This window comes from Streptomyces sp. NPDC088762 (genome assembly GCF_044750905.1).
In the GTDB taxonomy this organism is placed as follows: domain Bacteria; phylum Actinomycetota; class Actinomycetes; order Streptomycetales; family Streptomycetaceae; genus Streptomyces.
The window spans coordinates 273,333-290,051 of sequence record NZ_JBIVKT010000005.1; the positions used below are offsets into that span (position 1 = coordinate 273,333).

The 16,719-nt window shown below is 71.7% G+C and carries 16 protein-coding genes; 13 read left to right on the plus strand and 3 right to left on the minus strand.

Annotation, left to right across the window (positions count from 1 at the left end; all coding sequences use genetic code 11):
- Positions 1 to 11 precede the first annotated feature (11 nt).
- The 5 genes from ACIP5M_RS15450 to ACIP5M_RS15470 all read left to right on the plus strand — a co-directional run bounded on the left by ACIP5M_RS15450 (position 12) and on the right by ACIP5M_RS15470 (position 5,313).
- Positions 12 to 1,133: an LLM class flavin-dependent oxidoreductase gene (locus ACIP5M_RS15450; protein WP_401196885.1), complete on the plus strand. Its 1,122-nt coding sequence runs from the start codon at positions 12 to 14 to the stop codon at positions 1,131 to 1,133.
- Positions 1,134 to 1,369: 236 nt separating this feature from the next.
- Entirely contained in the window at positions 1,370 to 2,767 is a 1,398-nt protein-coding gene (locus ACIP5M_RS15455) for a DUF6421 family protein (RefSeq protein ID WP_401196888.1), read from the plus strand.
- A 26-nt stretch (positions 2,768 to 2,793) separates the two neighbouring features.
- A complete protein-coding gene (locus tag ACIP5M_RS15460; protein WP_401196890.1) occupies positions 2,794 to 3,555 on the plus strand; it encodes an SDR family NAD(P)-dependent oxidoreductase in 762 nt (253 codons plus the stop codon).
- Positions 3,534 to 4,628 carry a threonine aldolase family protein gene (locus ACIP5M_RS15465; protein WP_401196892.1) on the plus strand — a complete coding sequence of 365 codons (1,095 nt, stop codon included), beginning with the start codon at positions 3,534 to 3,536 and terminating at the stop codon, positions 4,626 to 4,628. Before ACIP5M_RS15460 ends, ACIP5M_RS15465 begins: the two co-directional genes overlap by 22 nt.
- Positions 4,629 to 4,713: 85 nt before the next feature.
- Positions 4,714 to 5,313, plus strand: a complete 600-nt coding sequence (locus ACIP5M_RS15470) for a transglutaminase family protein (RefSeq protein ID WP_401196895.1) — start codon at positions 4,714 to 4,716, stop codon at positions 5,311 to 5,313.
- On the opposite strand, the gene ACIP5M_RS15475 is transcribed toward ACIP5M_RS15470, so the two are convergent.
- Complete coding sequence (locus ACIP5M_RS15475) at positions 5,258 to 6,493, minus strand: MFS transporter (RefSeq protein WP_401196898.1); 1,236 nt, start codon at positions 6,491 to 6,493, stop codon at positions 5,258 to 5,260. The genes ACIP5M_RS15470 and ACIP5M_RS15475 overlap by 56 nt on opposite strands.
- A gap of 178 nt (positions 6,494 to 6,671) precedes the next feature.
- Here ACIP5M_RS15475 and ACIP5M_RS15480 point away from each other — a divergent pair, with 178 nt between their 5' ends.
- Entirely contained in the window at positions 6,672 to 7,874 is a 1,203-nt protein-coding gene (locus ACIP5M_RS15480) for an alginate lyase family protein (RefSeq protein ID WP_401196900.1), read from the plus strand.
- 136 nt (positions 7,875 to 8,010) lie between these two features.
- A complete protein-coding gene (locus ACIP5M_RS15485; RefSeq protein WP_401196903.1) occupies positions 8,011 to 8,535 on the plus strand; it encodes a hypothetical protein in 525 nt (174 codons plus the stop codon).
- 122 nt (positions 8,536 to 8,657) lie between these two features.
- Here ACIP5M_RS15485 and ACIP5M_RS15490 read toward each other — a convergent pair whose 3' ends face one another.
- Positions 8,658 to 9,380, minus strand: a complete 723-nt coding sequence (locus ACIP5M_RS15490; RefSeq protein WP_401196906.1) for a lysophospholipid acyltransferase family protein — start codon at positions 9,378 to 9,380, stop codon at positions 8,658 to 8,660.
- A 234-nt stretch (positions 9,381 to 9,614) separates the two neighbouring features.
- Between ACIP5M_RS15490 and ACIP5M_RS15495 the strand changes: the two genes are divergently transcribed.
- From ACIP5M_RS15495 to ACIP5M_RS15520, 6 genes are all read left to right on the plus strand, one after another.
- Positions 9,615 to 9,944, plus strand: a complete 330-nt coding sequence (locus ACIP5M_RS15495) for a TlpA family protein disulfide reductase (protein WP_401196910.1) — start codon at positions 9,615 to 9,617, stop codon at positions 9,942 to 9,944.
- A 122-nt stretch (positions 9,945 to 10,066) separates the two neighbouring features.
- Positions 10,067 to 10,147 (plus strand): putative leader peptide, encoded by an 81-nt coding sequence (locus tag ACIP5M_RS15500; RefSeq protein ID WP_356870695.1) that lies wholly within the window; start codon positions 10,067 to 10,069, stop codon positions 10,145 to 10,147.
- A 61-nt stretch (positions 10,148 to 10,208) separates the two neighbouring features.
- Positions 10,209 to 10,739 carry a flavin reductase family protein gene (locus ACIP5M_RS15505; protein WP_401196913.1) on the plus strand — a complete coding sequence of 177 codons (531 nt, stop codon included), beginning with the start codon at positions 10,209 to 10,211 and terminating at the stop codon, positions 10,737 to 10,739.
- A 201-nt stretch (positions 10,740 to 10,940) separates the two neighbouring features.
- Complete coding sequence (locus ACIP5M_RS15510; RefSeq protein WP_401196915.1) at positions 10,941 to 11,726, plus strand: electron transfer flavoprotein subunit beta/FixA family protein; 786 nt, start codon at positions 10,941 to 10,943, stop codon at positions 11,724 to 11,726.
- Between the two features lie 60 nt (positions 11,727 to 11,786).
- The gene (locus ACIP5M_RS15515; RefSeq protein ID WP_401196918.1) at positions 11,787 to 12,749 is read left to right on the plus strand and encodes an electron transfer flavoprotein subunit alpha/FixB family protein; all 963 of its coding nucleotides are present in this window, start codon (positions 11,787 to 11,789) and stop codon (positions 12,747 to 12,749) included.
- A gap of 174 nt (positions 12,750 to 12,923) precedes the next feature.
- Entirely contained in the window at positions 12,924 to 14,222 is a 1,299-nt protein-coding gene (locus ACIP5M_RS15520) for a DUF6986 family protein (protein WP_401196920.1), read from the plus strand.
- 45 nt (positions 14,223 to 14,267) lie between these two features.
- On the opposite strand, the gene ACIP5M_RS15525 is transcribed toward ACIP5M_RS15520, so the two are convergent.
- A complete protein-coding gene (locus ACIP5M_RS15525) occupies positions 14,268 to 16,655 on the minus strand; it encodes a WD40 repeat domain-containing protein (RefSeq protein WP_401196923.1) in 2,388 nt (795 codons plus the stop codon).
- Positions 16,656 to 16,719 lie beyond the last annotated feature (64 nt).

Consider the following 16,719-nt stretch of genomic DNA (forward strand, 5'->3'; position numbering starts at 1 on the left):
CTGGAGGCACTGTGGAATTCTCCGTGATCTTCGAAGCTCAGCTTGCCGACCCGACGGTGGAACGGGAGCACCAGGTCATCCGCGACTGCGTGGAGCAGGCCGTGCTCGCCGAGCGTATGGGTTTCGACCGGATCTGGGCCGTGGAGCACCACTCCCTGAAGTGGTACGCCCACATGAGCGCTCCCGAGATCTTCCTGACCTGGGTCGCGGCCAGGACGAACACCATACGCATCGGCCACGGCGTCGTGTGCATGCCCTTCAACTTCAACCATCCGGTCCGGGTCGCCGAGCGGGCCGCCATGCTCGACCTGCTCTCCGGGGGGCGGCTCGACCTCGGGGCCGGGCGCGGCGGCACCGCTCAGGAGACCTCGCTGTGCGGGGTGGACAAGGAGCGCACCACGGCGGAGGTCGAGGAGGCCCTGCGGATCATCGGCAGGGCCTGGCAGGAGGAGGAGCTGGAGTACCACGGAGAGCTGCTCGACATCGATCCGCACCCGATCCTCCCGCGGCCGCGGCAGACCCCGCACCCGCCGCTGTTCCTTGCCTGCAGCCGGAGCGAGACCCTGGTGCAGGCCGCCGAGCTGGGGATCGGGGCGCTGGTGATGGGTTTCGCCGGACCCGAGTCGATCGCCGGGATGCGGTCCGTCTACGACGCCGCGATCGCCGGGCGGGACGGCAGCCGGTTCGTGTCCTCCGTGGTCAACGACCACTTCTCGGTGCTCTGCCCCACCATCGTGCTCGACGACCCCGAGGAGGCGCGGCGCACCGGCATCCGCGGGCAGCGGTTCTTCGCCCAGTCCATCGGCCACTGGTACGGCGGTGCGGGCATCCCCGACGAGGCCGTGGTCGCGGGCGCCGACGAGGCGGCGGAGATGCGCAAGGCGGCCGAGCAGGTGGTGGCCCGGCTGCACGAGCTGGACATCCCGGTCCGGCCGACCTCGACGGCCACCTTCAACGCCGACCACGCCTACGGGAGCGCGGACGACGCCATCGCCTACGTGGAGCGGCTCCGGGCGGCCGGGGCGGACGAGGTCATGTGCCTGATGCAGATGGGCACCGTGGGGCAGGAAGCCTGCCTGGAGACGCTGCGGCAATGGGGCGAAAAGGTCATCCCGCACTTCAGGGCACTGTGACGTACCGCGCACGCCCCCGCCCCCGCGGGCCGCGCCCGGCGCCGGTCGCCCTGCCGCCACGGGCCCGGCGGGCCTTGGCGCACCTGGGCGGAGCCACGGATTCCACCCCGGCGAACGGGAAGACTTTCGGTGAAGCGGGGGGTGTCACAGGATAATTTCCCGAGTTCCCTCTTGAGTGGGAGAGCCTCAGCCGTTTACCCTGCCTTGACGTGAGGTTCTCCTGTGGAGGAAGTGACATGACGGAAACTCTTGTGCCGGGTGTCGGCGGTGCCGTGATAACCGCCGGGACGCGGGTGGTCGACGACCCCGCGTGGCCCGAGCTCAAGGCCGCCGTGGAGGAGATCCGCCCCTGGCAGTCCAAGGACGGTTCGATCGACTTCGAGGCGGAGGGCGCACCCGACCGGCACACCGCCGAGGCCGCCGTCGGGCGCGTGATCCGCGCCGTCGAGACGCTGTCCCCGCTGCTCCCGCACGCCACGGCGTACCACGAGGCGCTCGTTGCCGACCTGCGCAAGTGGGCCGCGGGCGGCTTCGGCGTGCCGGACTTCCTCGACTCCCTGCTGGCCTTCCAGCCGGCCGCCGAGCGCGCCGACGGGCTCCAGCACCTCGTCGTCTTCCCGATGTACACGCAGAACGGCAACCCGGACCGCAATCTGGAGGCCGTCGCGCTCAAGATGGTGTGGCCCGAGTGGCTCTCCGAGCTGGAGCGCACCCGGTACGACAACCCGCTCTTCCTCGGCATCACCTTCGAGGACTTCACCGCGGGCTACGACACCCACTCCGCCGTGCTGTTCCCGGAGACCATCGCCGTCCGTGAGGCGCCCGAGCGCTTCACCTGGGGCGGCATCTTCTGTGACCGCGAGGCGGCCCGCTTCCGCAAGGTCACCGAGGCGGCCGTCGACATCCTCGGCCTCGATCTGCCCGCCGACATCGCCGCCATGGTCACCGACCAGGAGCGCTGCGAGAAGGCGTTCGTCCTGTGGGACATGGTCCACGACCGCACCCACAGCCACGGCGACCTGCCCTTCGACCCCTTCATGATCAAGCAGCGCCAGCCGTTCTGGATGTACGGCCTGGAGGAGCTGCGCTGCGACCTCACCGCCTTCAAGGAGGCCGTGAAGCTGGAGTCCGAGGGCAACGAGCACGGCCGCGACGTGCAGTACGCCGTCCTCTTCGACCGGATGTTCCGCTTCCCGGTCTCCGGTGACCGCAACCGCAACTACGACGGGCTCGGCGGCCAGCTGCTCTTCGCGTACCTCCACAAGCACGACGTCGTGCGCTGGACGGACAACAAGCTGAAGATCGACTGGATGCGCGCCCCGCAGGTCACCAACCAGCTGTGCGCCGAGATCGAGGACCTCTACCGGGCCGGCATCGACCGCCCGAAGCTCGTCCACTGGTTCAAGGCCTACGAGCTGGTCTCCACCTACCTGGCCCCGCACCCGGGCTCCAAGTGGGCCAAGGGCCCCGACGCCCTCGACCTGACGCAGCCGCCGCGCAAGCTCGTCGACGACGTGCTTCCGGACGAGTTTCCGCTCAGCATGTTCTATGAGGCGCTCGCCAAGAAGCTCAAGGGAGTGATCGCCTCCACCAAGGGCATCACCGCCCTGAACGCCGAGCGGGTCGCCGCGTGAGCACTCGCCCTCAGGAGGCTGCACAGATGAACGGCTCCGGGAACGGCAACGGAAAGCTGCACGGAGCGGTGGTGGCGGTGGCCGGGGCCGGCGGGCCCGCCGGCCGCGCCACCCTGCTCCGCCTCGCCGAGGCGGGCGCCGTGGTCGTCGCGTCCGACGCCGACGCGGCGCGGCTCGCGGAGGCCGTCGACGCGGCGCGCTACGCCCACGGCGGCGCCACCGTCACCGGTGACACCGTGGACCTGCTCGACCTGGAGGCGACCAAGGCCTGGGCCGAGCGCACCGAGAAGGAGTTCGGCCGCATCGACGGCCTCGTCCACCTCGTCGGCGGCTGGCGCGGCAGCAGCACCTTCACCGACACCGACCTCGCGGACTGGGACTTCCTGGAGAAGCTCCTCATCCGCACGGTCCAGCACACCTCGCTGGCCTTCCACGACGGACTGCTGCGCAGCGACCGGGGACGTTACGTCCTGATCAGCCAGTCCGGCGCGCACAAGCCGGTCGCCAACAACGCCGCCTACAACGCGGGCAAGGCGGCCGCCGAGGCCTGGACCCTGGCCCTGGCGGACTCCTTCCGCAAGGCGGGGGGCGACGACGGCCCGGGCGCGGCGGCTGCGATCCTGGTGATCAAGGCACTGGTGCACGACGCGATGCGCGCCGAGCGTCCCAATGCGAAGTTCGCGGGCTTCACGGACGTCAAGGAGCTGGCCGAGGCCATCGCCGGCGTCTGGGAGCGGCCCGCCATCGATGTGAACGGACAGCGTCTGTGGCTCACTCCGCAACCGTGACAGCCGATGCCGGGAAGACCGACGCCCGGCGCCACCACGACCCGGCGGTACGCGGTTTCGCAAGCGACAACTACGCGGGGGTGCACCCCGAGATCCTCGCCGCCGTCGCGCTGGCCAACGGCGGCCACCAGGTCTCGTACGGCGAGGACGAGTACACCGAACACCTGCAGAAGATCTTCCGCAGCCACTTCGGGCCGTACGCGGAAGCCTTCCCGGTCTTCAACGGCACGGGCGCCAACGTCGTCGCCCTGCAGGCCATGACCGACCGGTGGGGCGCCGTGATCTGCGCCAAGAGCGCCCACATCAACGTGGACGAGGGCGGCGCGCCGGAGCGGATGGCGGGCATCAAGCTGCTCGCCGTCCCCACCCCGGACGGCAAGCTCACCCCCGAGCTGATCGACCGCGAGGCCTGGGGGTTCGAGGACGAGCACCGGGCGATGCCGCAGGTCGTCTCGATCACCCAGAACACCGAACTGGGCACGGTCTACACCCCGGACGAGATTAAGGCCATCTGCGACCACGCCCACGGCCTCGGCATGAAGGTGCACCTCGACGGCGCCCGGATAGCCAACGCCGCGGCCTCGCTCGACATGCCGATGCGCAGCTTCACGAACTCGGTCGGCGTGGACGTGCTGTCGTACGGCGGCACCAAGAACGGCATGATGTTCGGCGAGGCCGTGGTGGTCGTCAATCCGGACGCGGTCCGGCAGATGAAGCACATCCGCAAGATGTCGATGCAGCTCGCTTCCAAGATGCGGTTCGTGTCGGTCCAGTTGGAGGCGCTGCTCGCCAAGGACCTGTGGCTGCGCAACGCCCGCCACGCCAACACGATGGCGCAGCGGCTCGCCGCCGGGGTGCGCGAGACGGACGGCGTGGAGATCCTCTACCCGGTGCAGGCGAACGCGGTCTTCGCGCGGCTGCCGCACGAGGTGTCGCGGCGGCTGCAGAGGCGCTACCGCTTCTACTTCTGGGACGAGGCCGCCGGCGACGTCCGCTGGATGTGCGGCTTCGACACCCAGGAGGAGGACGTGGACGGCTTCCTCCAGGCGCTGAAGGAAGAGCTGTCCCGCTAGTCGAGCGACCTCGTGTGGTGAATATTTATACCCTCGGCCGTAAATCTATTGATCTACGGCCGAGGGTTTGCCTATGCTCCGGGCCATGCAACTGATCCCACAGAACCCAGACATCCATGCCTATTTGGCTTCGGATGAGGCGATCGACCACTGGCATCCCCTCGTGCAGGAAACCGCGGATGCCCTCTGGTCCGCCACCGGAGACGCATACTCATACGCGAAAGCCGCCTTCGAGTTCGTCCGCGACACCATCCCGCACTCCGCCGACTCCGGGGACCTGCGGGTCTCCTGGCGCGCCTCCGACGTGCTGGGTACGCGCAACGGCATCTGCTACGCCAAGTCCCACGCCCTCGTCGCCCTGCTCCGGGCCCAGGGCATCCCGGCAGGCCTGTGCTACCAGCTCCTCGCCGACGACGACGGAAGCAACCCCGTGGTCCACGGCCTGGTCGCCGTCCGGCTGCCCGGCAGTGAGGACTGGGCCCGGATCGACCCGCGCGGCAACAAGCCGGGGGTCGACGCCCGGTTCAGCCTCGATGTGGAGCAACTGGCCTTCCCGGTGCGGCCGGAGCTCGGCGAGGCCGACTACCCCGAGCTGTACGCCGCCCCGCACCCGGCCACCCTCAGGGCCCTCAAGGAGTCCGCCGACCGGCCGGAGCTGTGGCGGAACCTGCCGACGGCCCTGTAGCCGCCACCGCCGGCGGCGGTACGGGCCCCCGAGGCGCCGCCAGCGCGTGCAGCAGGGCCGCCGCGAGCTGCAGACCGGCGATCCCCGTCAGCAGCGTCCAGGCGGGCGCGTCGGCCGCGAACCCCACCAGGGCGGCCCCGGTCGACGCCGCCGTCACCTTCAGGCCCGCGCCCAGGGTGAACACCTGCGTGCGGACCCCGTCCGGTGCGTGCTCCGCGCGGATCCGCAGCGTGGACGTGAGCAGCGGCCCGTCGCACACGCCCGCCACCGCGAACAGCACCGCCGTCGCGGCGACGGACGGCGTGAACGCCGCCGCGACCAGGGTCACTCCGGTTCCGGCCAGGGCCCACCGCACCAGGCGGCCCGGCTCCACCGACGTCATCCGGCCCAGCGTCAGCGAGCCGCCCAGCGCACCCACCGCGAAGGCCGTCATCAGCACGCCCCCTGCACCCGGGCTGCCCAGTGCGGCGGCCAGCAGTACCGCCGTGGTGGTCAGCGAGCCGATGCCGACGAAGGCCAGCGTCGTCGCCGCGGTGACCGCCCGCAGTTCGCGGACCCGCCACAGGGCCGCGAGCCCCGCCCCCAGCCCGGCCCGGGGTGCGCCGGCGGGCGCGCCCGCGCGGGGATCCTCGTACGGGAGGGTGGCCGCCAGGGTCGCGGCCAGCGCGGCCGACACCGCCAGCACGGCCATCGCCGGGCCGCCCGACCACAGTGCCGTGGCGAGGCTGACCGCCGCCGGTGCGGTGACGCCCGCGGCGTTGTAGGTCGAGGCGTCCCACCCGTACGCGCGGTCCCGGCCGGGACCTGCCGGGACCAGGCCGGTGACCAGGCTGGACAGCCCGCCGGTGATCATCGGCCCGCAGCTGCCGCCGAGCACCGCCACCGCGAGCACCAGCGGCGTGGGGGCCCGCCCCAGCAGTACGGCCAGCGTCGCCACGGCGGCCGCGAAGCCGGCCAGGGCGCCGGTGTGGAACAGCCGCGGCCGGCGGGACCGGCCCGCGGCGGCGCCCGCGAGCGGAGCCGCCAGGACGTGCGGAGCGAGCCATGCGGTCAGCACGAAGGCCCCGTACGACGCGCTCCCGGTGCGCTCCAGGGCGAGGAGCACCACGGCCATCGCCATGCCCTCCGAGGCGAACCGCGCGGCCAAGGCCGCCGCCAGGTACCGGCCGAACCCACCCATCTCGAACCCCCCGAACCCGTGCGACTCGATCGTTGGACGTCGGACACGACGTCAAGACGTTACGGCAGTCCTCTCCCCGGCAGTTGATAGGAAACTTTCTTGTCGGACATCGTTGTCAGTTTGGCATGGGCATGAGTATCTTCGGGCCACCGGAACCCCTCCCACCGGAAGGCCCCCCATGCGTTTCGGAATCCCCGCCGCACTCGCCGCGATGGCCCTCGGCTTAGCCGCGACCCTGCTCCCCGCGCCCACCCTCGCAGCGCCGGCTCCGGCTGCGCCCCCGGCCGCCCCCGCGCAGTTCGCCCACCCCGGCGTACTCAACAGCCGCGCCCAGCTGGACTTCGTACGCACCCAGGTGCAGGCCGGCCGGCAGCCCTGGAAGGAGGCGTACGACCAGATGCTCGCGAGCAAGTACGCCTCGCTCTCGCGCACGCCGAAGCCGCGCGAGGTCGTCGAGTGCGGCTCCTACTCCAACCCGGACATCGGCTGTTCCGACGAGCGTGAGGACGCCATCGCCGCCTACAGCCACGCGCTCGCCTGGTACGTCACCCGGGACCCCGCGTACGCGAGGAAGTCCATCGAGCTGATGGACGCCTGGTCCGCGAGGATCAAGGACCACACCAACAGCAACGCCCCGCTGCAGAGCGGCTGGGCCGGCTCCACCTGGCCGCGCGCCGCCGAGATCATCAAGCACACGTACACCGGCGGCTGGCCGAACCAGGGACGCTTCGCGATCATGCTCCGCGACGTCTACCTCCCCGAGGTGATCGGAGGGAAGCCGAACAGCAACGGCAACTGGGAACTGATCATGATGGACGCCGCCGTCGGCATCGCGGTCCACCTCGACGACCGCGCGAGCTACGACAAGGCGATGAACATCTACCTCGGCCGCGTCCCCGCCTACTTCTACCTGGCCTCCGACGGCGCGCAGCCGCTCTACCCGCCGCGTTCGAGCATCGACACGAAGAGCGAGCTGATCGACTACTGGCACGGCCAGAGCACCTTCGTGAACGGCCTCGCCCAGGAGACCTGCCGGGACTTCGGCCACACCGGCATGGGGATCGCGGCGGCCATGCACGTCGCCGAGACCTCACGGATCCAGGGCCGCGACCTGTACCCGCAGTTCAAGGACCGCTTCCGGCACGCGCTGGGCTTCCACGCCACCTACGAGCTGGGCGCGGCGGTGCCGTCCTGGCTGTGCGGCGGGAGCCTGACCAAGGGCATCGGCCCCGCGACCGAGGTCGGCTACAACGCCCTGCACACCCGGCTCGGCGTCACCATGGAGAACACCCGCAGGCTCACCGAGGGGCGGCGCCCCGCGGGCACCGAGAACCACTTCGAGGCCTGGGAGACCCTGACCCACGCCGGCAACCCCCACTGAGCCGGCAGCTGGCGCCGGCCGGCTAGCAGGGTCACGGCAGCCGGTCAAGCCACGGGATCCAGGGGCGTGACGCGATGCGGGCGGCGGGGCGTACTGGGACTACGACCCCATCCGCTCACTCGCACAAGGAGAGCCCATGACCCACCGCTTTCGAAAGCAGTTCGTCCTGTTCGCCGCCTCGACCGCCGTAGTCGCCGGAGGTGTGCTCGTCCCCACGACCGCCTTCGCGGCCACGCCGACGGCACCGCACACGGTCGTGGCCGACGCCGGTGACGCCGGTGACCCCAATGACGGCAGCAAGTCCAACCTTCTCCTGATCGTGCCGGCCGACAGCGAGGGCAGTATCAAGGTGACCCCCCACGAGGACCGGCCCGCCAAGGACCGGCCCGGCAAGGGGGGCAAGAAGCATCCCGGCAAGGGCGGTTCCTCCGACGACAGGATCGTCGTCAAGCCCGGGAAGCACGAGTGGCAGTGCATCACCGCCCCTTGTGGTCCCCCCGAGGAGCTGGACAAGGCCAACCGCAACCAGCCCGCCCTGGTGGAGGAACCGGACAAGGCCAACCGCAACCAGCCGGCCCTGGTGGAGGAGCCGGACAAGGCCAACCAGCCCGCTCTGGTGGAGGAGTCGGAGGTGCAGCGCGGCGACGTAGCCCCGACCTGAGGCGCCCCGGCGCCCGCAGCTGGGGAGTGATCACGGCCCCGTCCCTTTCGGGGGCGGGGCCGCTTCGCGACGTGACTTCAGCCCGCTTCGCGACGTGTTCTCAGCCCGCTTCGCGACGTGACTCAGCCCGCTTCGCGGACCTGGGCCGCCGTCGGCGCGGTGCCGCCCAGGTGGGCCGGCAGCCACCAGGAGTCGGCGGCGTCCTTGGGCTTGTCCGGGTAGGCGCGCTGCGCCGCGTCCAGCAGCTCCTGCACGCGCTCGCGCAGGCGGCGCGTGATGGCCCCCGCGTACTGGTCCGTCGGCGCCTCCAGCGGTTCGCCCACCCGCATCGTCACGGGGATGTGGCTGCGCTTGAGGTTCTTCGGGCGGCCCTTGGTCCACAGCCGCTGGGTGCCCCACAGGGCCACGGGGATCAGCGGAACGCCGGCTTCCTGGGCCATGCGCGCCGCACCCGACTTGAAGCTCTTGAGGGTGAAGGACTGGGAGATCGTGGCCTCGGGGAAGACGCCGATGATCTCGCCCGCCCGCAGCGAGTCCAGGGCGTGCTGGTAGGCCGTCTCACCCTGCGTACGGTCCACCGGAATGTGCTTCATCGCGCGCATCAGCGGGCCCGATACCCGGTGCCGGAACACCGACTCCTTCGCCATGAAGCGCACCAGGCGCTTCTGCGGCCGGGCGGTCAGGCCGGCGAAGATGAAGTCGAGGTATCCGATGTGGTTCGACACCAGGACCGCCCCGCCCTTGCGCGGGATGTTCTCGGTGCCCTGCATGTCGATGCGGATGTCCAGCGCACGGAAGAGCCCGTGCGCGGCGCCGATGACGGGAGGGTAGACGAGCTCAGCCATGGTGGGGAGACACCGCTTTCTGCCTGGGGAGGAGCTCCCGGCCGGAAGTTACGGAAGCGTAGGTACGCGACCATGGGATCGTGCCCCAAACGAGGGCTGCTGGCCAGCCCGGACGCCCCCGCCCGGCGAGATCCTCGTCACGCCGGGAATGCGCCCGGGGCCCCGGGCGCTGCCCCCAGCGTATGTGCCGACGGGAATCATGTACCCGTACGGAGGGTGACGAGGGGAGCAGGCGTGCTCGGACAGGATGACGGGCGGCCCGTGCTGGGCGCCGCGGAACTGGGCCGGGAACCGGGGGAGCGGGCCAGCCTGGTGCAGTTCTCCAGCGCGTTCTGCCAGCCGTGCCGGGCCACCCGGCGGATCCTCGCCGAGGTCGCGGGGATGGTGCAGGGGGTCGCGCACATCGAGATCGACGCCGAGGACCGGCTCGACCTGGTGCGGGCCCTGGGGGTCGAGAAGACCCCGACCGTGCTCGTCCTCGACGCGGCGGGCCGGATCGTCCGGCGGGCCGCGGGGATGCCCCGCAAGGCGGATGTGATCGCCGCCCTGGGAGCCGCCGTATGACTCGGCCGTACGACAGCGCGGCGGCGCGAGCGCCGGTGCGCGCGCCCGCACGCAGCGTGACGCGCCTGACATCTGACGGATCCCGCTTGACTGTGTACACGGGAAATCGCGAGGCTGGCGACATGCGGTATGAACTCCTGCTCTACGGACGGGTCCACGTGGACCTCGTCCGCTACGCGAGCGCGCGCTGTTGGGATCACTGAACGCACCCGACCCCTGATCCCCGACCGTGCCCGCGCCCCGCGCGGCAGAAGGAAGACCCCGATGACCGCTCCTGCGGCCCCGACGGCTCCGTCCCCCCGATTCGGCACCGGACTGCCCGGCTCGCCCGACCTCCTGCGCTCCGTGTTCCGGCAGCATGCCGCCGGAGTCGCCGTGATCACCGCCGAGACCGGCGGACGGCCGGCGGGATTCACCGCGACCTCGCTCAACTCCGTCTCCGCGGACCCGCCCCTGCTCTCCTTCACCATCGGCACCGGGGCCTCCAGCTGGCCCGCGGTGCGCGACAGTGAGTACCTCGGCGTCCACATACTCGGCGAGCACCAGCGGGAACTGGCGGGCCTGTTCGCCCGCAGTGGAGCCGACCGTTTCGGCCCGGCCACCGACTGGAGTGCCGGACCGCACGGGGTGCCCGTCCTGGACGGCGTACTGGCCTGGCTGGTGTGCCGGGTGGTGGCCCGGGTGCCGGCCGGCGAGCATCGTGTGATCATCGCGGAGGCGGTTGCGGGGGATCCGGCCGGGGAAGGTCGTCCCCTGCTCTACCACCAGGGTCGCTTCAACGCGCTGCGCGACTGAATCGTCCCTGCTGGGGCGCATTCGGGCGGCGTTGGACAGATCACAGTTCACCGGCCTTGCACCTGGGCAGGACCCACGGTGTACTGACGAGTAACATTCCCTTCGGAGCGCGGGCCGCCCCGACCGGGATCCGCCCGACAAGGCGCCTATGCTGCCTGCACAAGGCGGTATCAGAAAAGACGATGCGGTAGGAGAGCCGGCGTGAGCCTGAGGATCGTTGTCTGTGTGAAGTACGTGCCCGACGCCACCGGCGACCGGCAGTTCACCGAGGACTTGACCGTCAACCGTGACGACGTCGACGGCCTGCTGTCGGAGCTCGACGAGTACGCCGTCGAGCAGGCGCTGCAGATCGCCGACGAGGCCGACGACGCGGAGATCACCGTCCTGACGGTGGGCCCCGAGGACGCGAAGGACGCCCTGCGCAAGGCGCTGTCCATGGGCGCCGACAAGGCCATCCACGTCGAGGACGACGACCTGCACGGCAGCGACGTCATGGGCACCTCGCTGGTGCTCGCCAAGGCGATCGAGAAGGCCGGCTACGACCTGGTCATCACCGGTATGGCCTCGACCGACGGCACCATGGGTGTCCTCCCGGCGATCCTGGCCGAGCGCCTGGGCGTCCCGCAGGTCACCCTGCTCTCCGAGGTCAAGGTCGAGGACGGCACCGTCACCGGCCGCCGCGACGGCGACACCGCGAGCGAGACGCTGGAGGCCTCCCTCCCCGCGCTGGTCTCCGTGACGGACCAGTCGGGCGAGGCGCGCTACCCCTCCTTCAAGGGCATCATGGCCGCCAAGAAGAAGCCGGTGGAGTCCTGGGACCTGGAGGAGCTGGAGATCGAGGCCGACGAGGTCGGTCTCGAAGGCTCCTGGACCAAGGTCGACTCCGCGGCGCAGCGCCCGGCGCGCACCGCCGGCACGATCGTCAAGGACGAGGGCGAGGGCGGCAAGCAGCTGGCCGAGTTCCTGGCCGGCCAGAAGTTCATCTAAGAGCTTCGGCCAACCCCTCCATAGCCCCCAGACACTTCGCAATCGCAGGAGAGCAGTCCCATGGCTGAAGTTCTCGTCTACGTCGACCACGTGGACGGCGCCGTCCGCAAGCCCACCCTCGAGCTGCTGACGCTGGCCCGCCGCATCGGCGAGCCCGTCGCCGTCGCCCTGGGCGCCGGTGCCGACGCCACCGCCGCGGTGCTCGCCGAGCACGGCGCGGTCAAGGTCCTCACCGCCGACGCCCCCGAGTTCACCGAGTACCTCGTGGTGCCGAAGGTGGACGCGCTCCAGGCCGCCTACGAGGCCGTTTCCCCGGCCGCCGTGCTCGTCCCGTCCTCCGCCGAGGGCAAGGAGATCGCCGCCCGTCTGGCCGTCCGCATCGGCTCCGGCATCATCACCGACGCCATCGACCTGGAGGCCGGTGACGAGGGTCCGGTCGCGACGCAGTCCGCCTTCGCCGCGTCCTTCACCACCAAGTCCCGCGTCTCCAAGGGCACCCCGGTCATCACCGTGAAGCCGAACTCGGCTCCGGTCGAGGCCGCTCCGGCCGCCGGCACCGTCGAGGCGCTCGCCGTCACCTTCGGCGCCCTGGCCACCGGCACCAAGGTCACCGGCCGCACCCCGCGCGAGTCGACCGGCCGCCCCGAGCTGACCGAGGCCGCGATCGTGGTCTCCGGCGGCCGCGGCGTCAACGGCGCCGAGAACTTCCACATCATCGAGGAGCTCGCGGACTCCCTCGGTGCGGCCGTCGGCGCCTCGCGCGCCGCCGTCGACGCCGGCTGGTACCCGCACACCAACCAGGTCGGCCAGACCGGCAAGTCGGTCTCCCCGCAGCTGTACATCGCCTCCGGCATCTCGGGCGCGATCCAGCACCGGGCCGGCATGCAGACCTCGAAGACCATCGTGGCCATCAACAAGGACGCCGAGGCCCCGATCTTCGACCTGGTCGACTACGGCGTGGTCGGCGACCTCTTCACGGTCGTCCCGCAGCTGACCGAGGAGATCAAGGCGCGCAAGGGCTGACCTGCGCTTCTCTTCCCAGCCTGACGTACTCGGGGCCGTGTGGTGTTTCTCACCGCACGGCCCCGAGTCGTTTGTCCAGGAGAGCGGAGGGACCATTGACTGAGCGGAACCCCGTGACTAAATTCTGCAATGCGGATCTAAGCTTCCGTGAAGCGGAAAAGAGGAGAGTGCACGATGGGTCAGCAGGAGAAGGTGGCGACGAGCCTCGCAGGCGCGGTCAGTGAGGGCATCAGTGCCTCCCTCGCGCCGGTGGACGCGGAACTCGCGCGCCACTACCCGGGCGACCCCGGCACCCGCCAGCCCATCCACACCGTCTACGTACCCGGTGACGTGTTCGCCGCGGACACCATCCGCTCCTGGGGCGACCAGGCCCTCGCCGCCCTCGACGAGCACGCCCCGGACGCCGCGACCTTCGCCAAGGTACTCGGCATCTCCGACGAGCTGGCCGTACCGGTCTACGACCGCGTCCGCGCCAAGCTCCAGCGCGAGCCGATCGAGGACCTCCGCGTCGACTTCGAGGACGGCTTCGGCGTCCGCTCCGACGAGGAGGAGGACCAGGCGGCGGCCCGCGCGGCCCGCCTGATCTCCGAGGCGTACTCCAACGGCACCAACGCCCCCTACATGGGCATCCGCATGAAGTGCATGGAGTCCAACGTCCGCGACCGCGGCATCCGCACCACCGACATCTTCCTGTCCGGCCTGCTCGCCCACGGCGGCCTCCCGGACAACCTGGTCCTGACCCTCCCCAAGGTCACCTACGCCGAGCAGGTCACCGCCTTCGTCAAGCTGCTGGAGGCCTTCGAGACCGCCCGCGGCCTGCGCCCGGGCCGGATCGGCTTCGAGATCCAGATCGAGACGAGCCAGTCCATCCTCGCCTCCGACGGCACCGCCACGGTCGCCCGCATGATCGAGGCCTCCAAGGGCCGTGCCACGGGCCTGCACTACGGCACCTTCGACTACAGCGCCTGCATCGGCGTCTCCGCCGCCTACCAGGCCAGCGACCACCCCGCCGCCGACCACGCCAAGGCGATCATGCAGGTCGCGGCCGCCGGCACCGGCGTACGCGTCTCCGACGGCTCCACCAACGTGCTGCCGATCGGCACCACCGAGAAGGTCCACGAGGGCTGGAAGCTGCACTACGGTCTCACCCGCCGCGCCCTGGCCCGTGCGTACTACCAGGGCTGGGACATGCACCCGGCGCACCTCCCGACCCGCTACGCGGCCGTCTTCACCTTCTACCGCGAGGGCCTCGAAACCGCCGCCGCCCGCCTGAAGGCGTACGTCGCCAAGATCGAGGGCGACGTGATGGACGAGCCCGCCACCGCCAAGGCCCTGGCCGGCTACCTGGTCCGCGGCCTCGACTGCGGCGCCGTCGGCGCCGAGGAGGTCACCGCCCTCACCGGCCTGACCCGCGCCGAACTCGACGCCTTCGCGATCCCGCGCCGCTCGGCGACGCTGACGGCGACGTCGTAACGCGCCCGCCCCTGCGCTAGGGGGTGTCCCGCGGCCCGGCCCCGTTCACGGGGCCGGGCCGCGACCCGTGTCCCGGGGGGACCGGGGCGACAGCCAGAGCCGTACGGTCCCGTCCGGGCCGGTGGCCGCCAGCAGACCGCCGTCGGGGGAGAAGGCGACGCCGTGGGCGGGGCAGCCGTGGCCCAGGAGGACGGCCACCGGCTCCCTCGTGAGGGGATTCCAGAGCCGCAGGCCGTCCGAGCCGGCGATCGCGAGGACGGTGCCGTCGGGCGAGAACGCCAGATCGTTGATCTCGCCGGGGTGGCCGTCCGGGCCGGGGTGGTACCTGCCGTCGGTGCCCGACAACAGGACCGTGCCCGCCGCGTCGCCGGAGGCCAGCAGCCGGCTGTCCGGCGAGCAGGCCAGTGCCCGCACCGGGGCCTCGTGGCGCTGCATGACCAGTCCGCGCTGCAGTCCGGTGGCGGGGTCCCACCGCACGACGCCGTCGCCGACGGCAAGGACCAGCAGGCTGCCGTCGGGCACGCAGATGACTCCGGTCACCTCCTCCGTCCCGGCGAAGCCCTCGCCGGTCGGACGGTCACCGGCGCCGTTCCACAACCGCATCCGGCCGTCCGCCTCGACCACGGCCACGAACCGCCCGTCCGGCGCGAAGGCCAACTCCTTGATCAGGGAGAGCCGGTCGCGCAGGGGTGTCCACGGGTCCGCCATCCGGGTCCAGATCGCGGCCTGCCCGCCAACGGGGGAGAACGTCAGTCCCCAGCGGTTGCCGGGCGGGCAGGCCAGGGTGTCGTCGGGCAGGTTCCGGCCGGCCACCGGATCCCAGACGGTGAGGCGTCGGCTGCCCCCGACGGCGAAGATCCGGTTCCCGTCGGGGGAGAAGGCGAGCCTCCCCAGGGACTCCCCGGTGCCGCCGGCCAGTGCCGGCAGGGGAACCGCCGTACCCCCGTAGAGGAGGCCGCCCAGCGCTCTGGCCGCGAGCGGCGGGAGGGGGGCGGGCCGCAGGGGCCGGTCCAGGCTGTGGACCACCACGGTGTCGCCCTCGCCGCTCGCGGCGAGTGAGCGGCCGTCGGGGGAGAACACGACGTTCTGGAGGCGGCCGGCATCGCCGCTCAGGGGCCGGCCGACCGGGGTCCCGGTGCCGGTGTCCCACAGCTGGACCGTACCGCCGTTGTCGGCGGCAGCCAGCAGCCGTCCGTCCGGACTGAAGGCCACGTCCCAGACCAGCCCGGCGGCCCAGGCCAGAGCCGGCCCCACCGGCCGGCCGGTGACGGTGTCCCAGAGCCGGGCGTGCGCGCCCTCGCCGGCGGTGGCCAGCAGCCGGCCGTCGGCACTGAAGGCCGCGGCGACGACCTCGCCGCCGTGGCTGAGGGCCGCCTCGCCGACGGTGGTGCCCGCCACCGGGTCCCACAGCTCGACCAGGCTGTTGCCGCACATCGCGGCCAGCAGCCGGCCGTCCCGGAGGTGGCCCAGGGCGAGGATCCTGCCGCGATGGCCCGTCAGGGGTGGCCCGGTGGGTTCGCCGGTGGACACGTCCCAGCGGAGCATCGTGCCGTCGACGGCAGCGCCGGAGACCAGGGTGCGGCCGTCGGGGGAGAAGACCAGCGCGGAGACGGTCCCCGTGTGCCCGCGCAGGGGCGGCCCCAGCGGATCCAGTGTCGCGGCGTCCCAGAGGTGTACGGAGTGGTCGCCGTGGCCGACGGCCAGGATCCGGCCGTCGGGTGAGAACGCCAGGCAGTGCGCGTGGGCCTTGCCGGTGTGCCGCGCGCCGGCCGGCCGGCCGTTCACCAGGTCCCACAGCCGGACGTTCCCGGGCTGGTCCGTCGCGGCGAGGCTGCGGCCGTCGGGCGAGAACGTCAGCCCCCATACGTGGCCGTTGTCGGCGGTCAGCAGGTGGGCCAGGGCGAAGCCGCTCTCGTGGGCGGACCGTACCGGAGCCGCCGCCGGGGGTGGGGTCGCGGTGGTTACGGGGATCGGCGTGGGCCGGGCCGTGAGCGCGGCCACGGGAGGCGGTACCGCGGCCGGTACCGGGGCGAGGACCGGGAGCGGATCGGAGTCCCCGGCCTTGGCCGGCGCGGCCTTGGACCGGGCGGCCGGGCCGGCCCCGCGGGGCGGCCGCAGCGCCGCCACGGCGCGCCAGCGGTCGCGCCAGGGTTGCAGGGCGGCGGAGTTGTGCGGGGGAACGGGCCGTTCCCGGCCGTACGAGTCGTAGGCGAGCAGGACGCGCACGAGCCCCATCAGCAGGTCGAAACCCAGCAGGCGTTTGCCGCGAAAGGCGTCGCTCTGGGTGGCGGCGGGCAGTCGGATACCGGTCAGGCAATCGGCCGCCCGGGCCTGCACCCTTCGGTAGGTGGGCGCCCCTCGGTCGAGGCGCAGCGCCCTCAAGTCCCCTGCGAGCCGAGCCAGTTCCTCTTCGAATGTGCCCTGCGGGTCCATCCTCGGCCCTTCCGTGCCGTACGGAACACCAGGCTATGGCCCGTTCGCCGAACGGTCCCGGACT

Coding starts and splice junctions, on each gene's coding strand:
- ACIP5M_RS15490 (WP_401196906.1), bottom strand. CDS start 9,380: ATGGCTGAGCTCGTCTACCCTCCCGTCATCGGCGCCGCGCACGGGCTC.
- ACIP5M_RS15520 (WP_401196920.1), top strand. CDS start 12,924: ATGGGTCAGCAGGAGAAGGTGGCGACGAGCCTCGCAGGCGCGGTCAGT.
- ACIP5M_RS15525 (WP_401196923.1), bottom strand. CDS start 16,655: ATGGACCCGCAGGGCACATTCGAAGAGGAACTGGCTCGGCTCGCAGGG.
- ACIP5M_RS15470 (WP_401196895.1), top strand. CDS start 4,714: ATGCAACTGATCCCACAGAACCCAGACATCCATGCCTATTTGGCTTCG.
- ACIP5M_RS15480 (WP_401196900.1), top strand. CDS start 6,672: ATGCGTTTCGGAATCCCCGCCGCACTCGCCGCGATGGCCCTCGGCTTA.
- ACIP5M_RS15455 (WP_401196888.1), top strand. CDS start 1,370: ATGACGGAAACTCTTGTGCCGGGTGTCGGCGGTGCCGTGATAACCGCC.
- ACIP5M_RS15505 (WP_401196913.1), top strand. CDS start 10,209: ATGACCGCTCCTGCGGCCCCGACGGCTCCGTCCCCCCGATTCGGCACC.
- ACIP5M_RS15500 (WP_356870695.1), top strand. CDS start 10,067: ATGCGGTATGAACTCCTGCTCTACGGACGGGTCCACGTGGACCTCGTC.
- ACIP5M_RS15475 (WP_401196898.1), bottom strand. CDS start 6,493: ATGGGTGGGTTCGGCCGGTACCTGGCGGCGGCCTTGGCCGCGCGGTTC.
- ACIP5M_RS15515 (WP_401196918.1), top strand. CDS start 11,787: ATGGCTGAAGTTCTCGTCTACGTCGACCACGTGGACGGCGCCGTCCGC.
- ACIP5M_RS15460 (WP_401196890.1), top strand. CDS start 2,794: ATGAACGGCTCCGGGAACGGCAACGGAAAGCTGCACGGAGCGGTGGTG.
- ACIP5M_RS15485 (WP_401196903.1), top strand. CDS start 8,011: ATGACCCACCGCTTTCGAAAGCAGTTCGTCCTGTTCGCCGCCTCGACC.